This window comes from Bacillus sp. KNSH39 (assembly GCF_052656585.1).
In genome coordinates, this window is the sequence record NZ_JBQXYO010000001.1 from 1,649,328 (window position 1) to 1,663,034 (window position 13,707).

The 13,707-nt window shown below is 35.3% G+C and carries 11 protein-coding genes and 1 pseudogene; 4 read left to right on the top strand and 8 right to left on the bottom strand.

What is annotated here, in order from left to right; all coding sequences use genetic code 11:
* Positions 1–114 precede the first annotated feature (114 nt).
* The 4 genes and pseudogenes from ACUL40_RS08235 to ACUL40_RS08250 form a co-directional block, all read right to left on the bottom strand.
* The gene (locus tag ACUL40_RS08235) at positions 115–1,110 is read right to left on the bottom strand and encodes a D-cysteine desulfhydrase (protein ID WP_326038418.1); all 996 of its coding nucleotides are present in this window, start codon (positions 1,108–1,110) and stop codon (positions 115–117) included.
* Between the two features lie 356 nt (positions 1,111–1,466).
* Positions 1,467–2,699 (bottom strand): DUF4073 domain-containing protein, encoded by a 1,233-nt coding sequence (locus ACUL40_RS08240; protein ID WP_229174724.1) that lies wholly within the window; start codon positions 2,697–2,699, stop codon positions 1,467–1,469.
* 196 nt (positions 2,700–2,895) lie between these two features.
* Positions 2,896–4,436 (bottom strand): annotated as a pseudogene (locus ACUL40_RS08245) (serine hydrolase domain-containing protein).
* Between the two features lie 210 nt (positions 4,437–4,646).
* Positions 4,647–5,567, bottom strand: a complete 921-nt coding sequence (locus ACUL40_RS08250; RefSeq protein ID WP_011110235.1) for a class I SAM-dependent methyltransferase — start codon at positions 5,565–5,567, stop codon at positions 4,647–4,649.
* A gap of 215 nt (positions 5,568–5,782) precedes the next feature.
* Here ACUL40_RS08250 and ACUL40_RS08255 point away from each other — a divergent pair, with 215 nt between their 5' ends.
* Entirely contained in the window at positions 5,783–6,373 is a 591-nt protein-coding gene (locus tag ACUL40_RS08255; protein WP_000819859.1) for an AAA family ATPase, read from the top strand.
* A gap of 140 nt (positions 6,374–6,513) precedes the next feature.
* Positions 6,514–7,626 (top strand): LPXTG cell wall anchor domain-containing protein, encoded by a 1,113-nt coding sequence (locus ACUL40_RS08260; RefSeq protein ID WP_000851034.1) that lies wholly within the window; start codon positions 6,514–6,516, stop codon positions 7,624–7,626.
* 49 nt (positions 7,627–7,675) lie between these two features.
* Here ACUL40_RS08260 and ACUL40_RS08265 read toward each other — a convergent pair whose 3' ends face one another.
* Together ACUL40_RS08265 and ACUL40_RS08270 are read right to left on the bottom strand one after the other, a co-directional pair.
* On the bottom strand, positions 7,676–8,347 hold the full coding sequence (locus ACUL40_RS08265) for an ABC transporter ATP-binding protein (RefSeq protein WP_000202612.1): 672 nt from the start codon (positions 8,345–8,347) through the stop codon (positions 7,676–7,678).
* Positions 8,347–9,411, bottom strand: coding sequence for an ABC transporter permease (locus ACUL40_RS08270; protein ID WP_000477770.1), 1,065 nt, complete (start codon positions 9,409–9,411; stop codon positions 8,347–8,349). The genes ACUL40_RS08265 and ACUL40_RS08270 overlap by 1 nt, the downstream gene beginning before the upstream one ends.
* A gap of 185 nt (positions 9,412–9,596) precedes the next feature.
* Between ACUL40_RS08270 and ACUL40_RS08275 the strand changes: the two genes are divergently transcribed.
* Both ACUL40_RS08275 and ACUL40_RS08280 read left to right on the top strand, forming a co-directional pair.
* Positions 9,597–10,220, top strand: coding sequence for an ArsR/SmtB family transcription factor (locus tag ACUL40_RS08275; RefSeq protein ID WP_000805797.1), 624 nt, complete (start codon positions 9,597–9,599; stop codon positions 10,218–10,220).
* A gap of 69 nt (positions 10,221–10,289) precedes the next feature.
* On the top strand, positions 10,290–11,549 hold the full coding sequence (locus ACUL40_RS08280) for an MFS transporter (protein ID WP_000353378.1): 1,260 nt from the start codon (positions 10,290–10,292) through the stop codon (positions 11,547–11,549).
* Between the two features lie 109 nt (positions 11,550–11,658).
* Here the strand turns inward: ACUL40_RS08280 and ACUL40_RS08285 are convergent, their stop codons facing one another.
* Both ACUL40_RS08285 and ACUL40_RS08290 read right to left on the bottom strand, forming a co-directional pair.
* Entirely contained in the window at positions 11,659–12,129 is a 471-nt protein-coding gene (locus ACUL40_RS08285) for a DinB family protein (RefSeq protein ID WP_000821005.1), read from the bottom strand.
* Positions 12,130–12,330: 201 nt separating this feature from the next.
* Positions 12,331–13,707 (bottom strand): sensor histidine kinase, encoded by a 1,377-nt coding sequence (locus tag ACUL40_RS08290; RefSeq protein WP_000839519.1) that lies wholly within the window; start codon positions 13,705–13,707, stop codon positions 12,331–12,333.

A 13,707-nucleotide genomic window follows, 5' to 3' on the forward strand; every position in this document is an offset into this window, starting at 1 on the left:
ATGCCGAGTACCGTATATATAATCCATTTTAAATTTGAATTCATATCATCCTCCTACCTCTCAATAATTCCAGTATATAACAAAAAAGCATTGGATACCCAATGCTTTTTACACTTACGCAAATAAAGAAGTATTCGCATATAAAGCTGGTGAACCACCTGAATGTACGAATAAAATATTGTCTTCCTTATTAAAATTACCTTTTCTAATTAAGTCGATTAATCCCGCTACTGCCTTACCTGTATACACTGGATCAAGTAAAATACCTTCTGTTTTCGCAAGTAACTGAACTGCCTCTACCATTTCCGGCGTTGGTAACGCATAGCCTGGTCCTACATATTCATCAAAGCACGTAACAGCGTCGCGCGAGATAAAGTTTTGAATACCAACATGTGCTGAAGTTTCATCTACAAGTTTTGCTACTTTCTCTTCTTGCTCAGCTTTTCCTCTACTTACATTAATCCCGATTACAGGAATATGGCTTTGTGTTCCAGAAAAACCAGTAATTAAACCAGCATGCATACCGCCGCTACCACTTACACAAACAACTGAACTGAAATCAATTCCTTGCTCAAATGATTGCGCCATAATTTCTTGCGCACAAGCAACGTATCCCATTGCGCCTGTAGGGTTTGATCCACCAACTGGAATTACATATGGTGTATTTCCTTTTTCACTTACTTCTTTTGCTACTTTATGCATTTCTTCCATCAGGTCTGCTCCGTTCGGTACAACAATGACGTTTTCAGCACCTAATAAGTGATATAAGAAATAGTTTCCGTTAAAGTCTCTCTTCTCTTCTGTCTCAAGCCCTTCCTCTAATACAAGGATACATTTCATTTTTTCTTTTACCGCAGCAGCAAGTGTCAGGCGGCAATGATTTGACTGAATACCACCAGCTGTAATTAACGTATCTGCACCATTTTCCTGTGCATCTGCAACTAAAAATTCTAACTTTCTCGTCTTATTGCCACCGGCTGTTAAACCAAGTAAATCATCTCGTTTAAAATAAATAGTCGGACCACCAAGTGCTTCAGAAAAATTGTTTAACTTTTCAATTGGTGTATATGATTCTGTATATTTTTTTCTCGGGAATTTAGCTAAATTCATTGTAACGCTCCTTTTGTACTTCTTTCACAATATATGTAACGTTACTATTATTACACGTAAAAATGGTGAAGTCATCTTTCTCGGTTAAAAATGTATTAGAATTTCATTTTGATAAGTAAAACCGTATTAATGCTTTTAACTTAATTACGGTACATGAAATTTATATCAACGATTTTTTAAATATATCGTTCATTACTTAAAATATATCAACGATTTTTCAAATATATCGATCGTAACTTGCAGTATATCAACGATTTTCTTAATATATCGATCTATCGACAAAAAACGACAGACAGGCAACCCCTTTCCCATCAACAAAAAAAGAGCCCACACATTCAAATGCAGACTCCCTCCAATCACTTATTTACCGAAAAACGAAGTAACTGCGTTAATCCCGGCTCTAAATTCATTTCACCTTTATGGCGTACGTATACAGTTTTATCTCCATCAAATTTCGGAGGATTTGCTTGACTATACGTATGCCACTCATTCGTTCCTTCTATAGAATACTCCATATATTCAGTTGCTCCGACAATTATATTTTTACTATCATCTGCCGTTACATTTGGTGCCATCTGCGCAATTTTTGAATCACTAATTAATAACTTCTTTATATCCTTATCACGTTTGTAATCGTAAGCTGTCACAATTACATCGTTACCATATGCTTTCACTTGTAACCCTTGTTTAAATGAATAGCCATCTGGAGCAGTTTTCTCTCCTCCATTTGGTCCTGCTGACATCCAGCCTGTTTCAATCCCGCCCGTATTTACAACAGTGAAACCTTTTTCATCTCCGCCTTTAATTTTCTTTTTACCAGCCCAGTCCGGTAAGTTTAAATCCCAATGCGTATGACTCGTAAAGAAAACAACTTGCGGATAGTCTTTTAATATATCGTACAACTTATCGATGTTTAAATAATCTTGTAAGTACGGTGATTGTCTTGATCCAGATACTGTATCAGGTAAAACGTGATGAGAGAAAATAAAGATTGGCTTATTTTTATCTTTTTGACTATACTCTTCTAAATTTTGTTTTAACCAACCTAATTGCTCATCACTCATATATACTTCGTCCCACATTTTTGAATCGTGGTATTTCATATATTTTTCCGTTCCTAAAAATAGAAACGGATAACCGTCTAATTCTTTTTTATGATATACCTTTTCTTGTCCACTAAATTTCAGATATCGGTTAAATAAAGTTTCCTCATTTACACCATTTGGCCATGTACTTTGAGAGAGTTTTCCATCTGCTGTCCATTTACCAGCATAAAACTCATGATTCCCAACAGTAGACCATACATTTTCCGGATACTTATTTTTATTTAACACACGCTTTACATCATCATATTGTGACTGTTGTCCAGTCGGCGTTATATCCCCATTCATAATAAGCGCTCTAGAAAGTGGCGTCACTTTGTTCATATCTTTTAGCACATGATCAAAATCCCCTAAATCCCCTTGAATATCACTAATAACGTTAAAAGTTGTAGCTGATTTTCGGGCTTGCTCTTTCCCTTCCGCATGCACTGAAAACGTCGGTAATAATGCCGCCATAACTGCTAACGAAGCAACTGTCTTTTTCATACAAATTCTCCCCCTAATAATAGAATGTACAAACTGACATGTTCTGCTTTCTCTTAGGTGCTTGTCCAATTCACATTATAAGGAGGGATTGTAAAGATAGATGGAATAAAAAATTAAGTGTTTTTTAAGAGATTTTGTTGTTTTTTGCACTCCACAATTCGCGATTCACGCCAATCTAGCTTTCTAGTCTTTTACATTACATACATGTAAATTTTGATGTTAAATCTTTTCGTTTCATACGTTGTTTTTATTACTTTTAATTTTCGGGAAAAATCCACTAATTAATAATGTTATAATCCATACCATTATTAGAATGAAATTTATTGTATTACCGGAATTCAAACTAAACACTCTCCACAAATTGGCAGCACAAAAAACGAGAACAGCAGGAATAATAAGTAAAAATGTCCTAACTACTAATCCGATGTAAGATTTCTTCGCTTGCTTAAAAATGAACGTTCTTCTACCTTTGTACAAACTAATCACAAACAGTAGCAAATATATACTAAATGTGGTGCCAATAACAATTGATGTAATGAAGTTAGTTTTTCTCTGCTCAGCTAGAGCGAAGTAACTTTCAGGTAATTTTCCAGTTTCATATTCAATCCATGCGTGGTAAATATCCTGTCGTAAGTCTATACCACCTTCACCATTTGTAAGGATTACCAATCCATCCTTTGTATTAGGAATGAAACCATAAAAAGAATGCCAGCCACGATTGTCACCAGAATGATAAAGTAATTTCCATTGATTAGATAGTTTTTTTTCAAATATACCTAAACCATTCTCCCCTAATATCGGCTTTTGCATTTCCTCAACACGTTCACTTTTGATGACACCATTCCCTTTATTATTTGCATCCATGCTTGCAAGTATCAATGCCATCATATCGGTAACATTTGTCTTAAGACCTGCAGCAGCCTGTTCGGTAAATTGGTAACTAGGGAGCTCCTCTCCAAAATAACCATAAGCTTTTGAAAGGTTATGGTTTTCAGGACGTTGTAAAAATGAACTAGATTTCATTCCTAAAGGTTTCATAATTTGTTCTTCCATATAACGATCAAACGGTATTCCGGTAACTTCTTCAATTACAAGTTGTAAAATTGTATATCCGCCACCAGAGTAAATTGTTTCTGAACCTGGTTTATTGGTAACTTCCACTGGTTCATTAAGCCATCCTTTTCCAGACAGAGACTCCTCAATAGAGTCAAGATGTTTCCCTGGTGCAACCCCGAGATATCCTTTATGTGCAGACAGCCCTGCTGTATGACTTAACAATCTTCTTATCGTAACTTCATTATTATTAAACTCTGAATTAGATAATTTCCATTTGGTCAGATATTTTCCAACGGGATCATCTAGTAATAAACGCCCTTCATCTACAAGGTGCAAGATTCCCCACGCTGTAAGACTTTTAGATATGGAACCAGCCTGAAACAAAGTATCATCACTCACCGCTTTTTTTGTCTTTTTATCTACATAACCGTAGTTAAGTGTATAAGCAATACGTCCCTCATGCACAATTCCTATTGCAACCCCGGGTACCTCATAATCCTCCTGCCATTTTGGTACCTGTTCATCCAGCTTTTTTTTGAAATCCTCTATACTCCTATCAGTCAGCGTGCCCGATTCTGCCCTCACCACATTTGTAAACCATGCTTCATTCGTAATAAATATGCAAATAATTAAACATAAAATACTTTTGCATATTATCGATGCTTTTTGTCTATTCTTCATTTGCTCCGCCCTTTTTTTCAGAATATTCTATCCGTTAATTAGAGTATCCTATTCACATATCTAGTTCTATCGATTTTCATTACTTAACCTTACAAAATTGTAATAAAAATCAAAGATCTACATGCTTAGGGGTTTTACTGTTCTTTATTCGAGGGCAGGAAATTTAATACAAAAAAGACACAGAGATTCCTCCCCATGCCTACTAATTCCTTACTTCTTCACCGCATGTACATAATGCACCGTCTCAAAAGCTTTCAAATAATCATTTCGTCCTTCAAAATATAATGTATTTATGTCCTCTGGTGATAAATGCTCATAAATAAGTAAGCCCGCCTTCTCTAACAGTGCTTCCATTTCAGCATAAGAATAACATGATTTCATCGGTTCTCCGCCTACCGCAGCCATTTTCACCATATTTTCAACTCGATTGGACAGTCCTTTTTTCGTAAATAAGTTTTCATCTGGATAATCAAAAACGATAGAGCTTCCTTCTGGAACCATCTCGAATAGACATTCTATTAAACTGGAAAGTTCCTCTTTCGTTAAATAATATGAAACACCTAAAAGGCTAAAGAAAGTCTTTTTATTTTCAAATCCTTCATTGCGTAACTGTTCATAGGAAAATCCTTTCGTAAAATCCATTGAAACAAAATGAAGGTTTTTTGGAACTTCAAGTTCTGTTTCTTTTATTCTTTCCTTCTTAAACACCTGCGTAGAAGGATGATCCACTTCAAATACTTCTATTTTATTTTCTAATTCTCGGTGTCTAAAACTGAATGTATCTAATCCCGCACCGAGTATAACGTATTGTTTCGCTCCCAGCGTAATCTCGTGTAGTAATACTCTTTCACAATATGCCGCACGTGCTAAAGGTGTTGGTGATAATTGCACTTGTGTAATCCATTTTAATATTTCTTGTGGATTATCTTGAAACTGCTGTGCAATGTCTGTATTGAAGAAATGTATTCCTTGAACCATATTCGTTTCAATATTAATTCGTTCTTTTGGCGAAATGAACTCTTTAGCTACATAATCATCAAAGATTTTCGGATTATCAAATTCACTATGATATGCCCTGCTGAAAGCTGATACTAACGACGTTACACTTGCTTCACCTTGTTTCACGCACATACACTCTCCTTCATTTTCACAACAAAAATAGGGTTCCCCTGGCCAGGAGAACCCTATTATACACCTTATTTTTATATTGGTAAATTATAGCACAAATAAGTTTTTTTGTCAAGTTTCCAGCCTACTAACGCTCCAACAATTTGTGTAATCTCTAGCAGGAAGATTTCGATCTACACCGAATATTCCAGTTCATAACAATACAAATGGAGGCCAATATGAAACGATTCGTCATTATTACTGTAGGAAAAACACACAGCGGTAAAACTACATTTGCAAAAGCTTTAGAAAAAGAGTTATCCCACTCTTTCGTTATGGATCAAGACAACCAAGCTGAATTTATTAACACGCATTACGAAAAATTACAGCCGGCTGAAGGTGCTAATACATTTAAGCACGGTCTTTCAAAATTCATTGTTGATTATGCGAAAGAACATACAAATTTACACCTTATTATTTGTAATTCCAATCGCAGTAAAAACGGAAGATTCTATTTACTAAACGAATTATTTCCACAGAATGAATATGTACGCATATTAGTTCATTTTGACATTCCAGATGATGTACTTTACGAAAGAGTGGCTCGAAGCACGCGAAGTACGAATATTTTTAGAGGTGGATATTCTAGTTTCAAAGAAGTACTTGATCGACAACAAACTGAATCACTTCACGATGATGTAGTAGATCCTATAGAAAATGAAGCTGATTATTTGTTTGTTATTCGTAACAGTAAGGATGTAAACTCTACTATATTAAAAATTGTCCATCTTGCTAAAGAGTACTCCCCTACCCCAAATAAGAGATTATAAAAATTACATAATCATAGATTATTATGCAAATACTTCCTCTAGGCGGCACAGATGGTATATAATGATGGAAGAATCTACTTCTATATGCTCAATTTTACACAAAACAGCTCATGCATATGAAAGAAAAGAGGTACAAAAATATGAAAACAAAACAAACAATTGCTGCGTCTACACTAGCTTTAGCAATGATTGCTGGCGCGAACTCTACTCATGCGGAAGTAAATGATGCTACTCCTCAGCAAAGTACGGGAGATCGATTAGCTGAAATTAAGCAACATAAACAAGAGTTAGATGCGAAATTACAGCAACACAAAGAAAACGTGGATCAAACATTGAATGAACTTAACAAGGTTAAGGAAAATGTTGATACGAAGGTGAATGAACTACATGAACGTAAACAAGTTGCTGATGAAAAAATTAACGAGATTAAACAACATAAACAAGAGTTAGATGCAAAACTTCAGCAAGACAAACAAATCGCCGAAGATAAAATCGCTGAAATTAAAGAGCATAAAAAACAAGTAGAAGATAAAGTTGCTGAAGTAAAAGAGCATAAACAAAATATCGATAACAAAGTGAATGAGATTAAAGAACATAAACAAACTGTCGATGAAAAAGTGAATGAAATGAAGCAACATAAAGAGAACATTGATCAAAAGGTTAATGAACTTAAGGAAGTTAAAAAACAAGTAGATGAAAAATTAGCTGAGTTAAAGAAAGCGAAACAAACTGCTGAAGACAAACTCGCTGAACTAAAAGAAAACAAGCCGAATACTGGTAACACGTTAGAGGAACTTAAGAAAATTAAAGGCAATTTAGACAGTCTTTCCGCTAACTTAGAACTAGCTAAACAAGATGTAAAAAACAAACTAGCTGAATTACAAAAGGCTAGAGAAGATTTACTAAATAAAATTAACGAAATTAAACAATCGAAACAAACTGTTTCAGACGATTTAACAAAGAAAAAACAAGACTTAGATATTAAAATCAACGACTTTAAGCATACTGAGAAAAAAATTGACGACAAATTAGCTGAGTTACATACAACGAAGCAAAATGTTGATAACAAGATTAATGAAGTATCACAGTCTAAACAAACGCAAGCAGATAATGGTACTAAAAACAATAACGCTAAAGAACTTCCTAACGCTGGTAGCGAGCAATCAAACAATATGGCTCTAGGAATGCTATCTGTATTAGGCGGGATTTTATTACTTACTCGTAATAAAATTAAAACGTTATTCTCTAAATAAATCCATTAAAAAAAGGAAAACCGCACATACATGTACGGTTTTCCTTTTTTTATATTAACTGTCCATCTCGAAGCGTCAATATACGATCACATACATCAAGCATTCTTTCATCATGTGTAATCATAATTGCTGCTTTTTGGCTCTCTTTCACTTCACGTTTCATCATTTCAACAACTTCACGTGCGCGTTTTGAGTCTAAGCTTGCCGTTGGCTCATCCGCTAATATTAAATCTGGGTTGTTCATGAACGCACGAGCAATTGCTACCCTTTGTTTTTCCCCACCAGATAGTTGATTTGGATAATGATTTTTTCTTTCTCCTAATCCAAATGCCGCTAATAAATGATCCGCACGCTTTTCTGATTCTTGTTTACTTTCTTTTTTTAACTTAGCAATGTAAAGTAATTGTTCTTTTACATTTAAATATGGAACAAGATTTGCGAACTGGAAAATGAAGCCGATTTTTTTCAAACGAATATCTGTCATTTCCTTTTCTGATAACTGTGTAATATTTTGCTCACGAATGTAAATATCCCCTTTTGACGGTGATAATAATGCACCCGCGATTGATAATAACGTACTTTTCCCTGATCCAGAAGGACCGACGATTCCGATAAACTCTCCAGCTTTCACATCAAGCGACATCGGATGAAGGGCTGTTACTTCCGTATTCCCTTCTCCGTACACTTTACTTACTTTGTCTAATTTCAATAATGAAGTCATTACATCCCGCCTCCAATTGCTTCTAATGCATCAACTTTTAATACTTGGTATAACGAAATAAGTGTTCCTAAAATACTAATTACGATAAAGATTGCTGCGTATTGTGCAATCATCGGTGTTGTTAATAAGAACGGCATACCCGCTGGTAAAATTTGTTCTAATCCTTGTACAAGAACGATACTAATTACCATCGCAACGACTGATAAGAATAACGCCTGTACGACTAAACTATTTGCTAAATACGAGTTCTTCGTACCAATTGCTTTTAATACACCTAATTGCTGTGTTTTTTGTAGTGTAATAACATAGAAGAATACACCGATTAATAACGCAGCGATCACAAGTAAGAACGCAATGATCATCGTTAATGTTCCTTGCTCTTCTTTAAATCCTGGAATACTTTGCAGTACTTCTTTTTTATCGATAACGTGAGCATTTTTAATTTCTTTATCTGTGTTAAGTGCAATTGCACTATAATCTTTTTGGTTTGGTTGTGAAATAGATCCCCATACGTCTTCATTTATATAAACGACTGGTGTATGGCTAAACATTTGATCTTTCGTAAATCCGACGATTGTAAATTCTTTCTTTGAAACAGGATCGATAATTGTATCTCCAATATCGATTCCCTTCTCTTTAATCGATTCATCAGCAACCATCTCGTTGTTTGCTGTACCTAATTTCTCCCCTTTTACAATGTTCGGTTCTAAAAATGAATCTCGTTCGCTTGAGAAAATAGCGATATCAACCTTTTTCGAGCTATCTTTCTTTTCATATGTTGAAACTTTCACACGAAACGGAACTGCCTCTTTCTCGCCTACTTGACTTACTACGTTATCTACATCGTCTTTCTTAATTTGTGAACGAAGTAATTTATTTTCCGCATCATCTGCTAAAACGAACTTATTTGCCTCCATATTTTGAATCGATGAAGCATTATCATATGATAATCCATTTGCTAATCCTGAAATAACAAGGACTAAAAATGATAATAACACCATAATCAATCCGATTAATCCGTATCGTAATTTTGATTGTTTTAATTCACGCAGAGCTAAAAACATTTCGCTCGCTCCTTCCTCTTTCTTTCTATGCACTTATCATAAAAAAGAAATATGAACGGAATATGAACAGAAGATTACAGAGATTAAGATTAAATTTTCAGAAAGTATTGAAAATAATTAAGATCCTTGATACAATTCAGTCAAATAATCTTGACCGAGTAATTTAATTTAAGGAGTTGATCATTTTGAAGCCCGTATTAACACTAACTACTTATAGCCAACTAAAAGCATTAAGCGATCCACTACGTTCCGAAATGATGATACGTCTATGCGAACGTCCTTATACTGGACAATTACTATCTGAGAAATTCGGCATTTCAAGGGCGAAAATTCATTATCATTTAAAAGAATTAGAAAAGAATGGTCTTATAGAGATCGTTTATACAGAAGAAAAGAATGGGATTGTTCAAAAGTTTTATCAATCTGTCGCGAAAGGCTTCACCCCTGCTGCAGATCTATTACCTCATTTAGAAATAGTAAGCGAATCAGGTCGCCAAATCTTTTTACAAATGATAGAAAGAACGAAAAGCCAAATTCTCGCTGCACCAGAAGAAGCTTTTACATTACGAAATGCAAGTGAAGATCCAGCTAAGTGGAATTACGTTTCATCCTGCTGGGAATTTGATGCTACGCCAGAACAATTTCAAGTGTGGGTAAAAAAGTTTTATGAATTAATGGCTGAATTAAACGAAATCACAAAAGGTGCAGATAAAGATCCAAATAGTAAACCTTATTATATTTCTACTACTGCACTTCAAATCGCTGAGAGAACAATGCAGCAATTTATTAAAAAAGAAGAAAAATCGTAATACGATTTTTTTTACATAAACGGTCAAATTTATTTTACCGAATAAATTTATTATAAAGGAGCAGATAAAGTGGACATATTAAAAAACCGGAATTTCCGCTTATTATTTTTAGGGAGAATTTTTACAAACATAGGAGATAGTTTGTATTATGTAGCAGCGATGTGGCTCGTATACAAATTAAGTGGTAATCCTTTTTATTCTGGATTAGCTGGTTTTCTTACATTATTACCTTCTGCACTTCAATTTCTTACTGGTCCATTCGTTGATAGATGGTCCATTAAACACACCCTCGTCATCACACAAGTTTTGCAATGCATTCTTATTTTAATCATTCCTATTACACACTACTTCGACCTATTAACAGTCCACCTACTACTCATCATCATGCCAATCGTAGCCTTTATTGAACAATTCGCCTATCCCGCACAATCAAAAGCTTTACCACTTCTACTGCATAAAACACAATTATTAAAAGGAAATTCACTCTTTTCATTTGCGTATCAAGGCATTGATTTAATTTGTACGACGCTTTCTGGCATATTAGTAGCACTATTTGGCGCGATCACTTTATATGTAATTGACTCTTTCACATTCGCGATTACTGCCCTTTTGTTCTTTTCATTGAAAATACCAAAGCAAACCGAAACGGGCACATCACTTTCAACTAAACAATATTTCTCTGATTTAAAAGAAGGTTTTTCAATTGTCTTCCGTTCCTTAATGGGCGTATTCTTAATCGGTTCCGTTGTCGCTAATTTTTCAATTGGTATGACGATGGCCATACTCCCTTCTTTCGCTGATTCTTTAGGGGGCGTGAAATCATATGGCTTCTTCTTAGCTGCTATATCAGCAGGTAGTCTCATCGGTGCATTATTCAGTTCATGGGTTGGTAAACGTAATGTTGGCCGTGTCTCTATTATTGGCTTTGCGACTGGCGCTACCTTTTGGTTTCTCTCTACAATCGTACCGTTTCAATGGCTATCTATTCTCTTATTCGGCCTAGCTTGGATTCCAATTGGTGCAACCAACATATTATTTGCGACAATTAGCCAAATTGTAATTCCAAATCAATATATTGGCCGCATCAATTCAGTCATGCGAAGTATGAGCACAATTGCTATGCCGATCGGTTCTTTAATTGGCGGATACACTGCAAATGTATTTAGTAGCCAGCTCATTTTCGCGCTCGCTAGCATCGGGATTTTATTTATTTCTCTCGTATGGCTACTTCATCCGAAATTACGAGCATTGCCGAAAGCTGATGAGATTACAGCGGATACTTTTGGGGTGCAGTTTAAGGAGGAGCGCAGGAAAGGTGCTGCTTTATAGCCAGCAAACATAACCCCGTTCTAAATTTGGGACGGGGTTAAAAATATAATAATAAAGTCGTTTGAATATCTAAATTTTATTCAACAAAAGCACCAACCTAAAACGGCAGTTAACGCTTTGATGGCCATGCCCCCTGCATTTTCCTTAATTGAATAATTTGGCCTGTATGATAAGCATCATGAAGCATGATGTCCAGTAATTTACCTTCAAGTGAATTTTGTTCAAGCTCTCTTTCAGAAATTGCACTTAATACCTGTCTTAAATTACGCTGAGCATTTTCAGAGCGTTCAACGACTTCCTTCCATTCCGTATCATTATTAGATTGCTTAGTCAGATAAAAGGTGTCATTACCGTCAAGATTATGTGTCCATTCACGTCCTTCCAAGTTTGCAGCAAGTCTTTCTTTGTAATAAGTGAGATGATTAACATTCTCCCAAATGGTATTCGTTGTCTCTCCAGCTGGTTTCCACATAGCCTGTTCAGCTGTAAGTCCTTCTATAGCATATTTAAACGGTGCATACCAACTCTCTTTGTCGAATGTTGAATCTAGTACGTTTAATAACAAGTCAATTCGTTTCAAAGTAATTTCCTCCCTACACAGTTCAAGTTTTAATACACTCCCTCTAACTCTGTAGAGATTCTACATTTTTAAATAAACTTCCTCCTAATCCCACTCCATAAACTCATCCGATTATGCAATTAAAATGACTCATATTTTTTCATTTTACACGTATACTAGCGACAAAAAAAGAAGAGGCTGTTCCCAAACAGCCTCTTTCATCTATTTAGGAAGCTCCACCCGAACAGTCGTCCCTTCCCCTTTCGTACTATATACCGAAACGGTCCCTTTATGCAGTTCAACAATCTTCTGCACGATTGATAATCCTAAACCGCTACCTTCTACGTTTCTTGCTCTCGCTGTATCCACCTTATAAAAACGATCAAAAATACGATCCATTTCTTCTTTTTCCATACCGATTCCGTTGTCTGATATAGAAATTATAACGCTAGACTCTAACTCTTCCACGAAAAACTCAATCGTTCCACCATCGTTTGAAAACTTAATGCTATTCGTGAAAATGTTACTCCATACTTGATGAAGTAAGTTTTCATCACCTTGAATTGTAATGTCCGGCACATCAAATTCAACGGCGATATCTTTTTCCCGCCATTTCCATTCAAGCATAAAAATGACGTCTTTAATTTGTTTTTGTAAGGAAAAGTCTTTTATTTGTAAAACCTTTTCCTCCTTATCTAATGAGGCGAGCGTAAGTAACTGTTTACATAAACTAGACATTCGCTTACTTTCACCTTCAATAATTTGTAAGTAATGATTTCTTTCTTCCTCACTCATCTTTTCTGTTTGCAACGTTTTTGAAAAACCTTGTATGGAAGAAAGCGGCGACTGGAATTCATGTGAAACGTTCGAAACAAATTCTTGTCTCATTTCATCTAGTTCTTTAATACTTTTCGTCATCTTTTGGAAGCTTGTAGATAACGTTCCTATTTCATCTTTTCGTTTTACGTCTAATTCAATTTTATATTCCCCACTCGCAATTTTTTGCGTAGCCTTCGTAAATTTACGGATTGGGCGAACGATATAGCCTGCTGCAATCGCTATAAAGATAATGCTTAATAGTACGATAAACCCAAGTAATACCGCTAAGAAAATTCGCATTTCGCCAAATTGGTTCTGAATGTCGGGGCGAATAAATAACGCGTACTGTTTATCACCGTGCTTTACCGGTACACCAACACTATTTATTAATTCATTATCGAAAAATCCTGTAATAAAAAGACGCGTTGGATACGTAGAAACACCATTAAACGTTTCTCCTTGCAATACTTTATGAACAGTAGCATCGCTAATAGACGTCTTACGAAACGCATTACCGATACGCTTTCCATTCTTTTGATCATCGACAATATAAATTTCATACCCTAACTTCGCAATAGAATGCAAATACGTCTCTTGATTTTCTTCACTTTGCTTTTCATATAACGATTTAACTTCTTCCGCATACTTTAAAATCTTTTCACTATTATACGGTTTTAACTTCACTTGATAATATACGTTCGTTAATAAAAAGCCGATAATACTACTAAGTAGCATAATGCCGACCGTCATAAATACAAATCTAGAATATAGTGATTTCAT

Bases quoted from the DNA above. Each gene is read 5' to 3' on its own strand.
- ACUL40_RS08235 (WP_326038418.1), bottom strand. From the start codon at position 1,110: ATGAATTTAGCTAAATTCCCGAGAAAAAAATATACAGAATCATATACA.
- ACUL40_RS08240 (WP_229174724.1), bottom strand. From the start codon at position 2,699: ATGAAAAAGACAGTTGCTTCGTTAGCAGTTATGGCGGCATTATTACCG.
- ACUL40_RS08250 (WP_011110235.1), bottom strand. From the start codon at position 5,567: ATGTGCGTGAAACAAGGTGAAGCAAGTGTAACGTCGTTAGTATCAGCT.
- ACUL40_RS08255 (WP_000819859.1), top strand. From the start codon at position 5,783: ATGAAACGATTCGTCATTATTACTGTAGGAAAAACACACAGCGGTAAA.
- ACUL40_RS08260 (WP_000851034.1), top strand. From the start codon at position 6,514: ATGAAAACAAAACAAACAATTGCTGCGTCTACACTAGCTTTAGCAATG.
- ACUL40_RS08265 (WP_000202612.1), bottom strand. From the start codon at position 8,347: ATGACTTCATTATTGAAATTAGACAAAGTAAGTAAAGTGTACGGAGAA.
- ACUL40_RS08270 (WP_000477770.1), bottom strand. From the start codon at position 9,411: ATGTTTTTAGCTCTGCGTGAATTAAAACAATCAAAATTACGATACGGA.
- ACUL40_RS08290 (WP_000839519.1), bottom strand. From the start codon at position 13,707: ATGAAATCACTATATTCTAGATTTGTATTTATGACGGTCGGCATTATG.